13 protein-coding genes are annotated in these 17,410 nt (G+C 49.9%); all 13 read left to right on the top strand.

The annotated features are described in order from the left end of the window. The first annotated feature begins 179 nt into the window (after nucleotides 1–179). The 13 genes from proS (at nucleotide 180) to lpxD (ending at nucleotide 17,405) form a co-directional block, all read left to right on the top strand. Complete coding sequence (gene proS, locus ATL17_RS01835) at nucleotides 180–1,529, top strand: proline--tRNA ligase (protein ID WP_133571073.1); 1,350 nt, start codon at nucleotides 180–182, stop codon at nucleotides 1,527–1,529. Between the two features lie 3 nt (nucleotides 1,530–1,532). Then, complete coding sequence (locus ATL17_RS01830) at nucleotides 1,533–2,891, top strand: ABC transporter permease (RefSeq protein WP_133571072.1); 1,359 nt, start codon at nucleotides 1,533–1,535, stop codon at nucleotides 2,889–2,891. Beyond that, complete coding sequence (locus ATL17_RS01825) at nucleotides 2,884–3,570, top strand: ABC transporter ATP-binding protein (protein ID WP_133571071.1); 687 nt, start codon at nucleotides 2,884–2,886, stop codon at nucleotides 3,568–3,570. Before ATL17_RS01830 ends, ATL17_RS01825 begins: the two co-directional genes overlap by 8 nt. 376 nt (nucleotides 3,571–3,946) lie before the next feature. After that, on the top strand, nucleotides 3,947–7,414 hold the full coding sequence (dnaE, locus tag ATL17_RS01820; RefSeq protein WP_133571070.1) for a DNA polymerase III subunit alpha: 3,468 nt from the start codon (nucleotides 3,947–3,949) through the stop codon (nucleotides 7,412–7,414). A gap of 208 nt (nucleotides 7,415–7,622) precedes the next feature. After that, nucleotides 7,623–8,654, top strand: coding sequence for a 30S ribosomal protein S2 (gene rpsB, locus ATL17_RS01815; RefSeq protein WP_133571069.1), 1,032 nt, complete (start codon nucleotides 7,623–7,625; stop codon nucleotides 8,652–8,654). 92 nt (nucleotides 8,655–8,746) lie between these two features. After that, complete coding sequence (gene tsf, locus ATL17_RS01810) at nucleotides 8,747–9,670, top strand: translation elongation factor Ts (protein ID WP_133571068.1); 924 nt, start codon at nucleotides 8,747–8,749, stop codon at nucleotides 9,668–9,670. 64 nt (nucleotides 9,671–9,734) lie between these two features. Next, the gene (pyrH, locus tag ATL17_RS01805; protein ID WP_133571067.1) at nucleotides 9,735–10,448 is read left to right on the top strand and encodes a UMP kinase; all 714 of its coding nucleotides are present in this window, start codon (nucleotides 9,735–9,737) and stop codon (nucleotides 10,446–10,448) included. Nucleotides 10,449–10,472: 24 nt separating this feature from the next. Then, a complete protein-coding gene (frr, locus tag ATL17_RS01800; RefSeq protein WP_133571066.1) occupies nucleotides 10,473–11,030 on the top strand; it encodes a ribosome recycling factor in 558 nt (185 codons plus the stop codon). Between the two features lie 11 nt (nucleotides 11,031–11,041). After that, complete coding sequence (locus ATL17_RS01795; RefSeq protein ID WP_133571065.1) at nucleotides 11,042–11,791, top strand: undecaprenyl pyrophosphate synthase; 750 nt, start codon at nucleotides 11,042–11,044, stop codon at nucleotides 11,789–11,791. Then, nucleotides 11,788–12,639: a phosphatidate cytidylyltransferase gene (locus tag ATL17_RS01790; RefSeq protein ID WP_133571064.1), complete on the top strand. Its 852-nt coding sequence runs from the start codon at nucleotides 11,788–11,790 to the stop codon at nucleotides 12,637–12,639. The genes ATL17_RS01795 and ATL17_RS01790 overlap by 4 nt, the downstream gene beginning before the upstream one ends. A 22-nt stretch (nucleotides 12,640–12,661) precedes the next feature. After that, nucleotides 12,662–13,762, top strand: coding sequence for an RIP metalloprotease RseP (gene rseP, locus ATL17_RS01785; protein ID WP_133571063.1), 1,101 nt, complete (start codon nucleotides 12,662–12,664; stop codon nucleotides 13,760–13,762). Between the two features lie 220 nt (nucleotides 13,763–13,982). Continuing rightward, nucleotides 13,983–16,307, top strand: a complete 2,325-nt coding sequence (bamA, locus tag ATL17_RS01780; protein ID WP_166638860.1) for an outer membrane protein assembly factor BamA — start codon at nucleotides 13,983–13,985, stop codon at nucleotides 16,305–16,307. Between the two features lie 72 nt (nucleotides 16,308–16,379). Next, the gene (lpxD, locus tag ATL17_RS01775) at nucleotides 16,380–17,405 is read left to right on the top strand and encodes a UDP-3-O-(3-hydroxymyristoyl)glucosamine N-acyltransferase (RefSeq protein WP_133571061.1); all 1,026 of its coding nucleotides are present in this window, start codon (nucleotides 16,380–16,382) and stop codon (nucleotides 17,403–17,405) included. The last annotated feature ends 5 nt before the right edge of the window (nucleotides 17,406–17,410 follow it).

The raw sequence follows: 17,410 nt of genomic DNA, 5'->3' as shown, positions 1-17,410 counted from the left end.
CTTAAAATGGTCCTGTCACCCGGTTTTTAGCGTCAAACTCTGAAAAATTGGAATTTTGGTTTACGCAGCGGTTGGATTGGGAAAAATTGAACTGAAAACCCTTGCATCTGCGCCACTTATGGCGTTTTGTTGCCCGCAACAATCCCATTTGACGAGTCGAACGAAAGCAAGAATAGATCATGCGCCTGTCAAAATATTTTCTGCCTGTTTTGAAAGAAACACCTAAGGAAGCTGAAATTGTGTCGCACCGCCTTATGCTGCGGGCCGCAATGCTGAAACAGGAGGCGAGTGGCCTTTATGCATGGTTGCCGTTGGGCTATCGCGTGTTGCGCAAGGTGCAAAACATCATTGAACAAGAACAAGATCGTGCGGGTGCGATTGAGTTGTTGATGCCTACTTTGCAGCCTGCTGATTTGTGGCGCGAGAGCGGCCGTTATGATGCATATGGCAAGGAAATGCTGCGCATTCAGGATCGGCACGAGCGCGACATGCTTTATGGCCCGACCAATGAAGAGATGATCACTTCAATCTTCCGGTCAAATGTGAAGTCCTACAAAGACTTGCCATTGAATCTTTATCACATTCAATGGAAGTTCCGTGACGAAATTCGTCCGCGCTTTGGCACGATGCGGAGCCGGGAATTTTTGATGAAAGACGCTTATTCGTTCGATTTGACGAAGGAAGAAGCGGTGAAATCTTATCATCGGATGTTTGTGGCCTATTTGCGCACTTATTACCGCATGGGGCTGACGGCTGTGCCGATGCAGGCTGAAACAGGGCCAATTGGCGGTGATTTGAGCCATGAATTTATCGTGTTGGCGGATACAGGCGAAAGCGGCGTGTTCTGCGATAAAGCGTTGTTGGATCAACCGATTCCACCAAAAGATGTCGATTTTGATGGTGACCTGACTTCTTATGTGAGGGACTGGACCACCATGTATGCCGCGACAGAAGATATGATCGATATGGACAAGTTCCAATCGGAAGTGCCGGAAGATCGCCGTATCGAGGCGCGTGGAATTGAAGTTGGCCAGGTCTTTTATTTTGGCACAAAATATTCTGAGCCGATGGGCGCAACTGTTGCGGACGCAAATGGGCAGGAAGTTCCTGTGCATATGGGGTCATACGGCATTGGTCTGACCCGGCTTGTGCCTGCAATTATTGAAGCGAGCCATGATGATGATGGCATTATCTGGCCTGTTTCCGTTGCGCCGTTTGAATTGGCGCTTATCAATTTGAAGGCGGGCGACGAAGAGTGTGCGTCCACATGCGATGGGCTTTACAAGCAGCTTGAGAATGCTGGCATTGAAGTGCTGTATGATGATCGTGACATGGGCGCTGGCGGCAAATTTGCGACTGCAGATTTGATTGGCTTGCCGTATCAGATGATTGTTGGACCGCGCGGCCTTAAAAATAACGAAGTTGAGATCAAGAATCGCAAAACTGGCGAACGGACAAATGTTTCGCTTGAACAAGCAGTTGATTTTCTTCTCGAGCGCATTGTGCCGGAACGTAGACAGGACGTTTAATTTATGAGTGACGCCACGCAGAACCTGCAAAACCGCCCATTTTCGCGGTTTGAATTTATGGTGGCGTGGCGTTATCTCCGCGCGCGCCGCCAAGAGGCCTTTATCTCGGTGATTGCGGCGTTGACGCTTACGGGTATCGCCATCGGCGTGGCCACATTGATTGTGGTTATGTCTGTGATGAACGGGTTTCGCGCAGAACTTTTAGACAAAATCCTTGGCTTAAATGGTCACTTCACTGCGTTTCCACTGGAAGAGCAGTTCGAGGATTATGAGAGCATCATCCCTAAAATTGAGGGTGTAGACGGCGTTGAAGCGGTGATTGCCTTTGCTGAAGGGCAGGCGCTTGCCTCCGGCATTGGCCGATCAACTGGTGTTGCCGTGCGCGGGATCAATGAGCGCGACTTGAAAAAGATGCCTCTATTCGCTGAATCTGCCGTTTTGGGCGGCTTTAATGGCTGGGATGAAGGTAAAGGCGTGGCCATTGGCATGCGGTTGGCGCAAAATCTAGGCGTTTCGGTTGGCGATAGCGTGACCATCATCACGCCGGAAGGGACCGTGACGCCCTTTGGCACCGCGCCGCAAATTCGCACCTATCCGGTGGATGTGGTGTTTGAATTGGGCATGGTCGAGTTTGACAGTTATTTCGTTTATATGCCGCTGCAGCTAGCGCAGAATTATTTCAAACTGTTTCGCGATGAGCTGAAAGATGGTTTGGAACCATTGCCGCTTGATGCCACGGACGAGCAGATCGATGAATCCTATGAGCGGATTTATTCGGTGACTGGCCTTGAGATTTTCCTTGATGATCCGGACGATATTCACACTATGCGCGAGCCCGTGCAGGCGGCGGCGGAGCGGCCAATGATCCTCTCTGATTGGCAACGGCGGAATGAAACGTTCTTCTCGGCGTTGCAGGTGGAGCGGGTTGTGATGTTCGTGATCCTTTCCATGATTATTTTGGTGGCGGTGTTCAATATTATTTCCTCGCTGGTGATGCTGGTGAAGGAAAAGAACACAGATATTGCGATTTTGCGCACGATGGGGGCCACCCGGGCATCTATCATGCGGATTTTCTGCATGACGGGCACAGCCATCGGCTTTGCGGGCACCTTTATTGGTTTGATCGCCGGTTTGGTTTTGGCGGCGAATGCGGAAGCAATTCGGGCGTGGATTTCAGAAACCATCGGCGTGACGTTGTTTCCGCCCGAGGTGTTTTTCCTTTCGTCACTGCCGTCAAAAACCGACCCATTTGAAGTGGCCTTTGTGGTGACATTGGCTTTGTTGCTGAGCTTTGCGGCGTCACTTTATCCGGCATGGCGTGCGGCACAATATGATCCAGTTGAGGCATTGCGGTATGGCTGATTTGAAATTATCGCTGAAAAATGTGCATCGGCACTATTTAGAGCGCGAAGCACGGCTGGATATTTTGGTTGATGTGGCGCTTGATATTGCTGCAGGCGAGATCGTGGCGCTGGTGGCGCCTTCTGGTGCCGGTAAATCAACATTGTTGCATGTGTGTGGCCTGTTGGAGCGCCCGCAGCAAGGTGAAGTGACCATTTGTGGCACGGAAGCTCATAGCTTGAATGATCGGGCGCGCACATTGTTGCGGCGGCAAAATGTTGGCTATATCTACCAGTTCCACCATCTGCTGCCTGAATTTTCGGCCAATGAAAATATTATGATCCCGCAATTGATTGCTGGGGTAGATCAAGCGGCGGCAAAGACGCGTGCTGAAGATTTGCTGAACCATATGGGTTTGAAGGAGCGGGGCGATCATCGCCCAGCGCAGCTTTCTGGTGGTGAGCAACAACGTGTGGCGATTGCGAGGGCGATGGCTAACAATCCGGGCCTTATTCTTGCAGATGAGCCTACAGGCAATTTGGACCCTGATACGAGCGGACACGTTTTTGAACTGCTGGCACGTTCGATTAAGGACCATGGAGCGGCGGGGCTTATTGCTACGCACAACCACGATATTGCACGGCGTGCAGATCGCGTGGTGACCCTTGATGGTGGTGCGGTGGTGCCGACCACGCTCTAAGTTGGTCTGAATTCGGCAGGCGTTTTTTACCGCTGCGCCAAACTTATCCACATTCATCCACAGCTTTGCACAGGCAATTCACAGCCTGTGCACATTAACCATAAAACCATCAACAGGTTCTGCACAGGCATATGCACACTAGACGAGAACAAAAAGAGAATATATAAGAACAAATAAGAAACATAGGAGGTTGCAATGTTTGTTCTGATTAAAGATGTGATGGCTCTTTTCGCTTTGGCTGGCTTCAGTGCCGCAACTTTGATGTGGATGGATGTGTTGACCAAATTGGGTGGTCTTTAAGCTTTGATGCACGCGCCTGTGAACATCTTATATGGCCGCTTGGCCTTCATGGGCGCTTTATGCATAAGATATGGCTATGAGCGCGACACCAGACTTCATCCACTTACATGCCCATTCTTCCTACTCCTTGCTGGAAGGGGCTATTCAGCTAAAGAAGCTGATCGATTTGGCCGTAAATGATGGTCAAGTTGGGTTGGGTGTTGCGGACACGGGAAATTTGTTCGGGGCATTGCAATTCTCCGAACTGGCGCGGGAAAAGGGGTTGCAGCCGATCGTAGGCTGCGAACTGCCGCTTGAGTTTGAACCGCCTTCAGATATGCCGGGCAAAGAGCGCAAGAAATTCGCCAAGGAATCTGTGGTGCTGATTGCACAGAGCGAAGAGGGGTTTCAAAACCTCTCCGAAATCGTGTCTCGCGCTTATCTGGTTGGCGATGCGACAGCTTTGAAAGCGCCGATTGCATGGTTTGACGAGGGTTTGCATGAAGGCTTGATTTGCCTGACAGGTGGCTTGGAAGGCGGGATCGATCCGCTGTTGGCACAAGGATATGATCAGCAAGCGATTGCGCGCCTTGATAATTTGCGACGCATTTTTGGCGATCGGCTATATATCGAGTTGCAACGGCATGGCATGGAACAACAGGCGCTTAGTGAGCCGCAATTGCTCGACTATGCGTATGCCAATGACGTGCCGATTGTGGCGACCAATGAGCCATTTTTTCCAAAGAGCGACGATTTTGAATCACATGACGCCTTGATGGCGATTGCTGAGGGCAGTGTGGTGGCGCAAACCGAGCGCCGCAAATTGTCAGATCAGCATTATTTCAAATCTCGCCAAGAGATGTGCGCGTTGTTTGCGGATTTGCCAGAAGCGATTGCCAATACATTGGAGATCGCGCAGCGGGTCACATTCCGCCCGACAAAGCGAGCGCCAATTCTGCCGAATTTTGCGGCGCCGGAAGGCATGAGCTCTGACGAAGCGGTGGAAGCTGAAGCGCAGGAGCTTTCCCGGCAGGCGCATGAAGGTCTTGATCGCATTATGGAGCGAGACGGACCTGCGCCGGGTATGACCGCCGAAGAATATCGCGAACGGCTTGAATTTGAGCTGAACGTGATTAAGAACATGAAGTTCCCCGGTTACTTCCTGATCGTTGCGGACTTTATCAAATGGGCGAAAGAACATGGCATTTCAGTGGGGCCGGGCCGGGGTTCTGGTGCGGGCTCGCTGGTGGCGTATGCGCTGACCATCACCAACCTTGATCCGTTGCGCTATGCTTTGCTTTTCGAACGGTTCTTGAACCCAGAGCGGGTATCCATGCCCGACTTTGATATCGACTTTTGTCAGGAGCGCCGCGAAGAAGTGATTCAATATGTTCAGCGCAAATATGGTGCTGAGCAGGTGGCGCAGATCATTACCTTCGGTACGCTGCAAGCGCGCGCTGTGTTGCGCGATGTGGGCCGTGTGTTGCAGATGCCTTATCCGCAGGTGGATCGTATCTCTAAGCTGGTGCCTTCAAACCCAGCCAATCCGGTGACATTGACCGAAGCGATTGATGGTGAACCTCGTTTGCAGGCCATGCGCGACGAAGATGAAACTGTGGCGCAGTTGCTGGAGATGGGCAAAAAGCTTGAAGGGCTTTACCGACACGCTTCTACACACGCGGCGGGTATCGTTATCGGCGACAGGCCGCTACAGCAATTGGTGCCGCTTTATCGCGATCCTCGGTCTGATATGCCGGTGTCGCAATATAATATGAAGGTGGTGGAAGAAGCAGGGCTGGTCAAATTTGACTTTCTTGGTTTGAAAACACTGACGGTTATTGAATATGCCGAGCGACTGATCAACCGGGAGGGCGGCGATTTTTCCATCGAGAACATCTCGATTGAAGATGAAAAGACTTATGATCTTTATGCCAAGGGCGAAACAGTTGGTGTGTTCCAGGTGGAAAGTCCAGGTATGCGCCGGGCGCTGCTGGACCTAAAGCCTGACCGGTTTGAAGATATTATCGCGATTGTGGCGCTATATCGTCCGGGTCCGATGGACAATATTCCCACCTTCTGTGCCCGTAAACACGGTCGTGAAACGCCCGATTATCTGCATGACAGCCTGACCGATATTCTAAAAGAAACTTATGGGATTATCGTTTACCAGGAACAGGTGATGCAGATTGCGCAGGTGCTTTCTGGCTACTCACTTGGTGAAGCGGATTTGCTGCGCCGGGCGATGGGTAAAAAGATTAAAGCGGAGATGGACAAGCAAAAGGTCCGCTTTATCGAAGGTGCTGTGAAGAATGGGCTGATTAAAGCCCAGGCCGACAATATCTTTGAACTTGTGGCGAAGTTTGCGAACTACGGTTTTAACAAATCGCACGCGGCTGCTTATGCCTTAGTGTCCTATCAAACGGGCTATTTGAAAGCGCATTATCCGAAAGAGTTTTTGGCCGCGTCGATGACGCTCGATATGGGCAACACGGATAAGCTGAACGATTTCAAACGCGAAGCCCAGCGTTTGAAGATCGAAGTGAAGCCGCCATGTGTGAATAAATCTGAAGTGATTTTCACTGTGGAAGGCAATAATATTCATTATAGCCTTTGTGCGGTGAAGGGCGTTGGCCGAAATGTGGCCGAGCATATTGTTGCTGTGCGTGGCAATCAGCCTTTTACAGATCTTGCGGACTTTGCTGAGCGGATTGATCCGAAAATTGTGAACCGTCGGGCATTTGAAACGCTGACCCATGCGGGGGCGTTTGATGATCTTGGTTTTACCCGTGAGGAAGTGGCGTCACTTACTGAAACAGTGTTGAGCACGGCGCAACGGGCCACCAGCAACCGCAATGAAGGCATTGTGGATATGTTTACTGCATCTGCGCCGGAGCCGATTAAGCCTGCGAAGAATGTGAAAAGCTGGAGTCACTCTGAGCGATTGCAGCGTGAATTTTCTGCAATCGGCTTCTATCTCTCGGCACACCCGCTGGATGAGTATCAATCGATCTACACAGAAGGCTATGCACAAACCTGGCTCGCATTTGAAAAAGCGGCGCGCAATGGAGCGAGTGCTGGGCGCATGGCGGGCACGATCGCGTCGCGGAATGACAGAAAGACCCGCAAGGGTTCCAATATGTCGATCATGACTTTATCTGATCCTACTGGCACATATGAGTGTCTCGTGTTTTCCGAGCAGCTTGATCGGTTTGACGATGTGTTGACGGTGGGCAACTCCATCGTGGTGGAAGTTGAAGCCGACGCGCAGCCGGATGGGGTGCGGTTGCGGCTGATCAATCTTCACCCGATTGAACGGGCGATTGCCAAAATGGCCAATAAGTTGGTGCTGCACCTCACCAACAAGGAATGCATTCCGCACTTGACCAAGCAATTGCAGCGCGGCGGTGAGGGGCAGGTGGCGATTGTGGTGATGGATCAAGATCACAATTATGAATTTGAGATCGAGTTGCCCGGCGGTTATCGCTTAACGCCAGAACTGGCCAGTTCGCTTAAAGTGCTGCCTGGGGTGGCCGATGCGCGGGTGAGTGCTGGGCCGAACAACTAATTATGGTGGCAATTACGCGTATTTCAGGGAAATGGGCCGGTTTGGCCGCATATAGCCAATTAGCTATTGCCAATGGGGCGGGATTGCTGTAAGTCCGCGCTCATTAATTCGCACGCAAAGACGGCTGCCCGTTGAGGCCGCCATCCGGTGACAAAATATGTTGCAGCTCTTTGCGGAGGTTACAACCGGTTAAAAGGAGAGAAGGCCGATGGCACTTCCTGATTTTTCTATGCGCCAATTACTCGAAGCTGGCGTACACTTCGGACACCAAAAACACCGCTGGAATCCAAAAATGGAACAATACATTTTTGGTGTGCGGAACGACATTCACATCATCGATTTGGCACAAACTGTGCCTGCTTTGTATAAAGCATTGCAAATGGTGTCTGACACTGTGGCTGAAGGCGGTCGCGTATTGTTTGTTGGCACGAAGCGCCAAGCTGCACCAGTTGTTGCAGAGGCTGCGCGTCAATCAGCACAATATTATGTGAACTCACGTTGGTTGGGCGGCATGCTGACCAACTGGCAGACCATTTCTAAGTCAATTGCTCGTTTGCGTGAACTTGAAGATCAAGAATCTGAAGGCATGCAGGGCTTGACCAAGAAAGAGCGGTTGCAGCGTTCTCGCGAGCGTGAGCGTCTTGAGCGTGATTTGGGCGGCATCAAAGACATGGGCAACGTGCCTAACTTGTTGTTCGTGATCGACACCAACAAAGAATCTTTGGCGTTGAATGAAGCTCGTCGTTTGGGCATTCCAGTGATCGCGATTGCAGATACGAACTGTGATCCAGAAGCTGTTGATTTGCCAATTCCTGGTAACGATGATGCGGCACGCGCGATTGAGCTTTACTGCTCATTGGTTTCAAAAGCTGCTTTGGACGGTATTTCACGTTCTTCAGTTGCTTTCGGCGAAGATTTGGGCGCTGCGGTTGACGTTAAAGAGCCTGCTTTGGAAGAAGCACCTGCTGCTGAAGAATCTGCCGCGGAAGCACCTGCTGAAGAAGCTGGCGACACAACACCATTGTTCGACAAGCCAGAAGCAGACGCTGACGATTTGAAAAAAATCTCAGGTGTTGGTCCGGTTTTGGAGCAAAAGTTGAATGACTTGGGCATTTACACTTTCGCACAGATCGCAAACTTCAGCGCTGAAGACATTGCAAATGTTGACGAGCGTTTGAACTTTAAAGGCCGCATTGAGCGCGATGGCTGGATCGACCAAGCCAAAGAATTGGGCGCTTAATTAGCTTCATAAAATCTGCGTGTTTACAGGTTAAACACGACACTTTCGATTGGGCCAGCCCGAAATAGGGCTGGCAACATAGGAGATTTAAAATGGCGATCACAGCTGCACTTGTGAAAGAATTGCGCGAGCAGACCGGCGTGGGCATGATGGACTGCAAAAAAGCGTTGAACGAAACCAATGGTGACTTGGAAGCCGCCGTTGATTGGTTGCGCACAAAAGGCTTGGCAAAAGCTGCAAAAAAAGCTGGTCGCGTAGCGGCTGAAGGTTTGGTTGGCGTTGTAACTTCAGGCACTAAAGGTGCTGTTGTTGAAGTGAACTCAGAAACTGACTTTGTTGCACGCAACGCAGAATTCCAAAACTTGGTAAGCGAAATTGCTAAGGTTGCTTTGGACCAAGGCGAAAATGTTGAAACATTGGCTGCTGCGACTTACCCTGGCAAATCACACTCAATCGCTGATGAAGTAACAAATGCTGTTGCCAAAATCGGTGAAAACATGACTTTGCGTCGTTCAGCTACAGTTTCTGTAGAAGAAGGCATTGTTTGCAGCTACGTGCACAACGCAGTTGTTGACGGTCTTGGCGGCATTGGCATTTTGGTTGGTTTCAAAACTTCAGGCAATGCAGCCGCACTTGAAAGCGTTGGCCGTCAAATCGCGATGCACATTGCTGCTACAAATCCTTTGGCAATTGCGCCAGAAGGTTTGGACCAAGAAGTTGTTGACCGTGAGCGTGCTGTTTTTGCTGAACAAGCTGCTGGTTCTGGTAAGCCTGCTGAAATCGTTGAGAAAATGGTTGATGGCCGCATGCGCAAATACTTCGAAGAAGTTTGCTTGTTGTCACAAACATTCGTTATCGATGGCGAAACCAAAATTGCTGACGTTGTGAAAAACGCTGAAAAAGAAGCTGGCGCTCCTGTTGAGTTGGTTGATTTTGTGCGTTTCGCAATTGGCGAAGGCATTGAAAAAGAAGAGAGCGATTTCGCCGCCGAGGTTGCAGCCGCGGCTGGTAACTAATAACCTGTTCTGGAACAAGAATCTTTTTTAAAAGTTCCCAACTCTAGACTAGGTTAGGGTGGCAATGGCCTCTCAATCGCTTAAACGCATCTTGATTAAAGTCTCCGGCGAAGCGCTCGCCGGAGACGAATCTTTTGGGATTGAATCCCGCTTTCTTGACGAAGTTGCTGGCCAACTCGTCGATCTCTCTCAAAATGGATATGAAGTAGCCATTGTGGTGGGCGGCGGAAATATTTTCCGCGGCATGTCTGTGGCTGCTGGTGGTGCTGACCGGGTGGTGGGCGACCATATGGGCATGTTGGCCACGGTGATCAACTGTCTGGCTCTAGGCGATGCGATTCGCCGTTTGGGCGGCAACGCACGCGTGTTCTCAAACTTGGTCATGCCTGATGTCGCAGATCATTTTACAGCTCGTGAAGCCCGCAAAACCCTTGAAGAAGGCGGAATCGCCATTTGTTCAGGCGGTACCGGCAATCCATTTTTCACGACAGATACAGCAGCCGCATTGAAAGCGGTTGAGCTGGAATGTGACGCTTTGTTTAAAGGCACAAAGGTGGATGGCGTTTATGATGCCGACCCAGCAACCAACCCTGATGCCAAGCGTTTTGATGAGATTTCTTATGACGAAGTGATCTCACGCGACTTAAAAGTTATGGATATGGCTGCATTTGCTTTGGCGCGTGACAACAAATTGCCAATTTTTGTGTATGCTTTGGATGTCGCGGGCGGCGTTCAGGCCATTATTGAGGGGAAGGGGTTATCCACTCGGGTTGGATAATCGCCAAAATCAAAGGATTAGGACATGAGTGAATTTTCTTTGCAAAATCTCGACGAGCGGATGAAAAAGTCGCTTGCTGCGCTGAAAGACGAGTTTGCTGGCTTGCGCACAGGGCGCGCCACAACCAGCCTTTTGGATCCGATCATGGTGGATGCCTATGGTTCAAAAATGCCAATGAACCAAGTGGCGACCGTTTCTGTGCCTGAGGCGCGCATGCTTTCAGTTCAAGTTTGGGACAAAGGCATGACCCAGGCGGTGGAAAAAGCAATCCGTGAATCATCATTGGGTCTTAACCCAATGGCGGAAGGCACAATTATCCGCGTGGCACTGCCTGAATTGAATGAAGAGCGCCGCCGCGAATTGACTAAAGTGGCACACCAATATGCAGAGAACGCGAAAGTGGCGATCCGTCATATTCGTCGTGATGGCATGGATGCGCTGAAGAAGGCAGAAAAAGATGGCGATATCGGCAAAGACGAGATGCACCAACAGTCTGATGAAGTTCAAAAGCTGACTGATAATGCAGTGGCTGAAGTAGATAAAATGTTGGCGACTAAAGAAGCCGACATCATGCAAGTTTAGATTGCATCAATATGTCCAACGAACCGGCCATCGTTTCATCTGTAGCGCCTGAGTTTGCGGTTTTGCCGCAGCATCTCGGCGTGATTATGGATGGCAATGGCCGGTGGGCAACCAGCCAAGGTAAGCCTCGCAATGAAGGGCACAGGGCTGGTGTTGAGGCGTTGCGGCGCCTTGTGGCCTGCGCGGTTGAATTTGAGATCGAGTATCTCACTATTTTCAGCTTCTCTTCTGAAAATTGGGCCCGGCCTGCTGACGAGATCAATGCGATTTTGGGGCTGATGAAGCGCTTTGTGGCTTCGGACATTTCCAAATTTGTCGCACATAATGTTCGGGTTCGGATTTTAGGGCGGCGCGAAGGCCTGTCTAAACCCATTCTGCAAATGATTGAGCAAGCAGAAAGCCGCACAGCGCATTGCACCGGATTGCAGCTTAATGTGGCGTTCAATTATGGCGGACGGCAAGAGATCACCGATGCGGTGCGTGCGCTGGCGCAAGATGTTCAGAGCGGTAAAATTTCGCCTGAGGACATTGACGAAGCTGCGATTGCTGAAAAGCTTTATACCGCGCAAATGCCTGATCCTGATTTGATTTTCCGATCTAGCGGTGAAGTTCGCTTGTCTAACTTTTTACTTTGGCAGGCGGCCTACGCCGAGTTCGTATTTTTCGACGAATTTTGGCCAGAGTTTAATCGTGATATTTTTGTTCGGATCATGGAAGAATTTTCTGGTCGTAAGCGTCGGTTCGGGGGCGTGGACGGATGAGTGACGAGAACACACAAAAATCCGGGCCAAACTGGAGTGATTTGCGCCAGCGTTTGATGTCTGCCTTTTTGCTGATCCCGATTGTGGCTGCGGCAATTATTTACGGACAAATTGCTGTCGCAGTATTGGTGGCGGTTGCTGTTGCTCTTGCCTATCACGAATGGGCGCGCATGGTGGGGCAGGGCAAGATGAACCGTTTCACCTATCTGATCATGGGGCTTTTGGCCGTTGGTGCGGTGACCTATCCGATTGCAGGTTTCACGGCGAGTTTGATTTTCTTTTTCCTTGGCGCCTTGTTGGCTATCCTTTCTGTGGATTGGCGGCAGTGGCGTTTGCCTTACTATGCTGCTGGCGCAATCTTTTTCGGTGTGGCGGCCATTTGCATTTTGGCGCTTCGTGGCGACACTGTGAATGGTATTTGGGCCACCGTGTTTTTGGCTTCTGTCATCTGGCTAACCGATAGCGGCGCGTTCTTTGTTGGCCGCATCTTAGGCGGTGTGAAGCTTTCGCCAGAAATTTCGCCCTCTAAGACCTGGTCCGGTGCATTTGGCGGCTTAGCTTTCGGCACCATCGGTGGTTTGATCGTTTGGTTGATGGCGACAGATAGCCCATTTTGGATTGGCATTTTGATTGCTGCCGTTTTGAGCGTCGTCGCACAGCTTGGCGATCTGGTTGAAAGCGCATTGAAACGACGCTTTATGATCAAGGATAGTGGCGACATTATTCCCGGCCATGGCGGTATTTTGGACCGTATTGATAGTTTCACCTTTGGCGGGATCTTGCTTTTCCTCATCGGCGTCATACATGCTGCATCAGACCAAGTCGCTCAAGGCGTGTTGATCTGGTAGCGCAACTTTAGAAAAGGTCATCATGGCTGGTTTGCTCGGTATTCTGATTCCGTTTTTGATTGTTCTTGTTGTGATCGTTTTCGTTCACGAAATGGGCCACTACCTCGTTGCCCGGTGGAACGATGTCGCGATTGAGAGTTTCTCTATCGGCTTTGGCCCGGAATTGGTGGGTTGGAATGACAAGCACGGCACACGCTGGAAGATTTCGGCAGTTCCCTTGGGTGGATATGTGAAATTTGTTGGCGATATGAATGCCGCCAGCGCGCCGGACAGTGAATCGTTAGAGCATATTCCGCCTGAAGAACGCAGTCGGCTGTTTTATTATAAGAATGTTTGGCAGCGCATTGCGATTGTTGCCGCCGGGCCAGCGGCGAACATTCTTTTCACTTTCGTTATCCTTTACGGCATGTTGCTTGGCCTCGGACGCTACACGATTGAAGCGCGTATTGATGGCATTTCGCCGGATACTCCTGCCGCACAGTCTGAATTGATGGTCGATGATGTGATTTTGGCGGTCGATGGTTATCAGGTGCGGAGCTTTGCTGATGCGCAAAAGATCATCTCCACCAGTCCGAATCGTGAATTGCCGTTTTTGGTTGAGCGTAATGGTCGTCAGGTTGAAGTGCCTGTGACCACAGGCAGCCGCATGCAGGAAGATCGACTCGGCAATATGGCAGAGATCGGCTTTTTAGGGATTTCCCGAGATGCAACGCGGCAGGATGTCCGCTTTGTGCGGCCTGGGCCGATTGAGGCGATTGGAATCACATTTGAAGAAATCGTCTTTATTATTGACCGATCATTCCGGTTTTTAGGCGAATTGTTGGTTGGCCGTGGCGATGTGGAGCAGCTGGGTGGCCCAGTAAAGATTGCCAAGATCAGCGGTGAGGCGGCAACGCTCGGGATATTTTCCTTGATCAGCTTAACCGCGCTATTGTCCCTAAATATCGGGATTTTCAACCTTTTCCCCATTCCTTTGCTGGATGGCGGGCATCTTGTATATTACGCGATTGAAGCGGTGCGCGGACGGCCTTTGAGTCGGGAAATACAGGAAATTGGATTTCGCATTGGGCTCTTTGTCGTTATGTCATTGATGGTGTTTACACTGGTCAACGATATCTTCTAAAAGGGCATGCAAACGCGGTCATATCCGTCAAAGCATATTTGAAATCAAAAGATTACAAAGTGTTGCAAATGGACACTTCCAACAATCTTTTGGTAACTCAAAGTATGATTTGGGCTTGCGTTTGGGATAATAAATAGTAAAACGGATGATGGAGTTAGTGTCGCGAGGGGCGGGTGTTTTGCCGTGTCTGTTGCGCAAATGCAGAAAGGCTGCAAGAAACATGATCGTACGTGCAAAGCTTTTGCCGAGTTTCATTCTGGGACTTTTCTTGATATTTGGCGCACCATTGATGCCAAGTGCATTCAATGAAGTGGTGGGCGTTCAAGCCGCACAAGCACAAACAGTTTCTCGTATTTCAGTGACGGGCAACCAACGGGTTGATGACAGCACTGTTATTTCGTTCTTGGCTGTGCGCCAAGGACAGGTGGCATCTAGCCGTTTGATTGATGAATCTATTGATTCTCTTTATCAAAGTGGCTTGTTCTCATCTGTTAAAGTGTTCATGTCGGGCAACACCTTGAATGTTCAGGTTTCTGAAAACCCGATCATTTCTAGCGTTTTGTTTGAAGGGAACCAAAAGTTCTCTGATGCGCAGCTTTCGGACATGGTGAACTTGTCTTCACGTGGCGTTTATACTGAAGCAGCGCTTGAGCAGGATATTCGCAGCATCGAGTTGGCATACGATCAGGCCGGTTTCGACAATGCGACTGTAACTGCGCGCTCAGAAGTTCAAGACAATTCACGCGTTAAAGTGACTTTTGCCATTAATGAAGGTGACCGCGCAGGCATTGCTGCGATCCGCTTTACTGGCAACAACTCAATTGGTGATAGTCAATTGAAGGCTGCGATTAAGACACGCGAATCTCATTTGTTGAGCTTCTTGTTCCGCGATGATGTTTATGACGAAGATAAATTGAACGTCGACCGTGAGCTTATCCGTCTTTATTACGCGAACCGTGGTTATCCTGATGCGCAGGTGCTTTCTGCTGTTGCTGAGTTCGACGCAGAGCGGAACGCATATTTCATCAATTTCACAATTGATGAAGGTCAGCGTTATGAATTCGGTCAAATCAATGTTGAAACAAGTATTTCTGGCTTGAACCCAGATAGCTTGACTGGTGCTGTGCGTACGCAAGAAGGTCGTCGCTATTCGTTGCGTCACTTGCAGCAGAGTGCATCAGAGATGGCTAAGGATGCGGCAAATATGGGCTATAGCTTCGCTGAGGTTCGCCCACGCATTGACCGTAACATTGAAAATAACACATTCAACGTGACCTATTTGGTTGACGAGGGTGCACGCCTTTACGTTGAACGTATCAATATTTTCGGTAACACCCGTACACGTGATTTTGTGATCCGTCGTGAGTTTGAATTTGCTGAAGGCGATCCGTTCAACCGTACCTTCTTGGCATCTGGCCGCGAAGCGTTGATGGGCCTTGGGTTCTTCTCCGTCGTGAATGTTTCCGTTGAGCAAGGCAGCGCTTCGGACAAAGTAATCGTGAACGTGGTCGTTGAAGAGAAATCAACTGGTAACTACGCTCTAGGTGCAAACTACTCACCAGGTGCAGGTGTTGGTGGTGAATTGTCTTTGACTGAACGTAACTTCTTGGGTCGTGGTCAGGATTTGCGGATTTCATTGGGTGCTACTCAAGGTACTCGGACATATGATTTCTCATTTACCGAACCACGCTTTATGGGGCTGAAGATCTCAGCAGGTGTTGATGCCTATCAGCGTCAGGTGGACGAAGGTAAGTACTACAACTACGGCACACAAAGCACAGGCTTCCAGTTGCGTGTAGGTGCGCCAGTAGTTGATAAGCTTCAGGCTAATGCGTTTATTGGTATCGACCATACGACCTATCAGGATGGTACCGGTACAAACCCTGTAGATGCTCCGACTTACATTACCTCTCTAGGTGGTGCTGCTACAAAAGCATTTATTGGTTACAACCTTACCTATACAGATGTTGACAATGTGCGCTCGCCAACTGAAGGCTTTGCGATCAATGTGAGCCAGCAATATGTTGGTGTTGATTTCAATCTGCTAAAATCAGAGATTAAGGGCAGCTATTATATGCCGATTTTGCCTGATGCAGGCGTGATTGGCAGCCTTAAAGGTCAAGCTGGTATTATCAACGAACTTGGTGGTGGTTATGTGAACCCAACTGAAACGTTCGTGGCTGGGCCAAATCTAATTCGCGGCTTCTCTTCTCGCGGGCTTGGACCTCAAGGTGGTGGTAACGCACTTGGCGTCACAGAATATTTGGCACTCTCAGCTGAAGTGGAATTCCCAATTCCAGTTCTTCCTGAAAGCTATGGCTTGAAAGGCGCAGTTTGGGCTGACGCCGCCTATCTTGGACACAACAGCATTGATCCAGGTTTGATCGTTGATGGTATTGGAGTTCAGACACGTACTTCTGTTGGTGCAAGTGTGATTTGGGATAGCCCATTCGGTCCGTTGCGTGGTGACTTTGCACATGTGATCGACAAAGACACAGCTGACCAGACGCAAGTATTTGCATTGACCATCTCGACCCTGTTTTAATTAAAACTGGACGAGCGAAATTTAAAGGATCGCGGCGAAAGTCTGCGGTCCTTTTTGTTTAAGGGGTAGCTAATGGTCGATCCGCGGTTTTATTCTAAGCGTGATGGTATGAGCTTAGCCGATGCGTTGAGGCACGTTGGCGAAGAGGCTTTGGCTGACCAGCTTGGGAAAGAGGTGGCAGATACCATTATTGCTGGCGCGGGCACGGTGCCGTATCTAAAGCCCAATGAGATTGGTTTTATCTCTGATGCACGTTACGGCAAGCTTGCGACACAATGCGAGGATGGCGTTGTCTTTGTTTCGTCCGATTTCGAACGTCCTAAGCCATCAGCTGAGAAGGTTTGTACCTTCATTGAGTGTTCTGATCCGTATCAGGTTTTTACTAAAATTCTTGATTTTCTCTATGCAGATGGTATTCGGTTGCTCGGCTATTGCGCAGCGATTTCGCCAGACATTTTGGGCAATGGCGCCCATCTGAGTCCGAATGTATATTTTGGCGCTGATGTAGAGATCGGCGACAATGTTGTTATTGGCCCTAATACAATGATCGGGCGCGGGGTGACGATTGGGCACAATGTGATCATTGGTGACAATGTGTCGATCCAAGCGGCACATATCGGTGATGGTGCGGTTATCCATTCTGGCGCACGAATTGGCACCGAAGGCTTTGGATTTCTTCCGCGTGCTGCAGGTCCACAAAAAATTCCACAATTGGGGCGTGTGATCCTTCAAAATGGTGTGGAGATCGGCGCTAACACTTGCGTAGATCGTGGCACGTTGGACGATACGATTATCGGTGAGAACACCAAGATCGATAATTTGGTGCAGGTGGGGCACAACACAAAAATTGGACGAAATTGTCAGATTGCGGCAAAGTCAGGATTTGCAGGTTCATCAGAAATTGGTGACAATGTATTGTTTGGGGGCCGTGCATCTATTGTCAATAAGGCAAAACTGGGGGATAGATGCGTGGTTATGGCCTGTTCGATTGTATCTAAATCGCAAAAGGCGGATACTGTGTTGGCTGGGAATCCTGCGGTGGACGTTAAGCAATGGCGTCGCATGCAGGCGAAGCTGAAAATGATGGGGCGCGAGTGACGCGT

The sequence above is a fragment of the Maritalea mobilis genome, from assembly GCF_004363175.1.
In the GTDB taxonomy this organism is placed as follows: Bacteria; Pseudomonadota; Alphaproteobacteria; order Rhizobiales; family Devosiaceae; genus Maritalea; species Maritalea mobilis.
Note: the sequence above shows the minus strand (reverse complement) of the source record. Positions and strands in the feature narration are given on the sequence as shown.

What these genes read in the sequence shown, in the direction of transcription:
- pyrH (WP_133571067.1), top strand. Translation starts at nt 9,735, where the DNA reads ATGGCCTCTCAATCGCTTAAACGCATCTTGATTAAAGTCTCCGGCGAA.
- bamA (WP_166638860.1), top strand. Translation starts at nt 13,983, where the DNA reads ATGATCGTACGTGCAAAGCTTTTGCCGAGTTTCATTCTGGGACTTTTC.
- rseP (WP_133571063.1), top strand. Translation starts at nt 12,662, where the DNA reads ATGGCTGGTTTGCTCGGTATTCTGATTCCGTTTTTGATTGTTCTTGTT.
- ATL17_RS01795 (WP_133571065.1), top strand. Translation starts at nt 11,042, where the DNA reads ATGTCCAACGAACCGGCCATCGTTTCATCTGTAGCGCCTGAGTTTGCG.
- tsf (WP_133571068.1), top strand. Translation starts at nt 8,747, where the DNA reads ATGGCGATCACAGCTGCACTTGTGAAAGAATTGCGCGAGCAGACCGGC.
- frr (WP_133571066.1), top strand. Translation starts at nt 10,473, where the DNA reads ATGAGTGAATTTTCTTTGCAAAATCTCGACGAGCGGATGAAAAAGTCG.
- dnaE (WP_133571070.1), top strand. Translation starts at nt 3,947, where the DNA reads ATGAGCGCGACACCAGACTTCATCCACTTACATGCCCATTCTTCCTAC.
- lpxD (WP_133571061.1), top strand. Translation starts at nt 16,380, where the DNA reads ATGGTCGATCCGCGGTTTTATTCTAAGCGTGATGGTATGAGCTTAGCC.
- proS (WP_133571073.1), top strand. Translation starts at nt 180, where the DNA reads ATGCGCCTGTCAAAATATTTTCTGCCTGTTTTGAAAGAAACACCTAAG.
- ATL17_RS01790 (WP_133571064.1), top strand. Translation starts at nt 11,788, where the DNA reads ATGAGTGACGAGAACACACAAAAATCCGGGCCAAACTGGAGTGATTTG.
- ATL17_RS01825 (WP_133571071.1), top strand. Translation starts at nt 2,884, where the DNA reads ATGGCTGATTTGAAATTATCGCTGAAAAATGTGCATCGGCACTATTTA.
- ATL17_RS01830 (WP_133571072.1), top strand. Translation starts at nt 1,533, where the DNA reads ATGAGTGACGCCACGCAGAACCTGCAAAACCGCCCATTTTCGCGGTTT.
- rpsB (WP_133571069.1), top strand. Translation starts at nt 7,623, where the DNA reads ATGGCACTTCCTGATTTTTCTATGCGCCAATTACTCGAAGCTGGCGTA.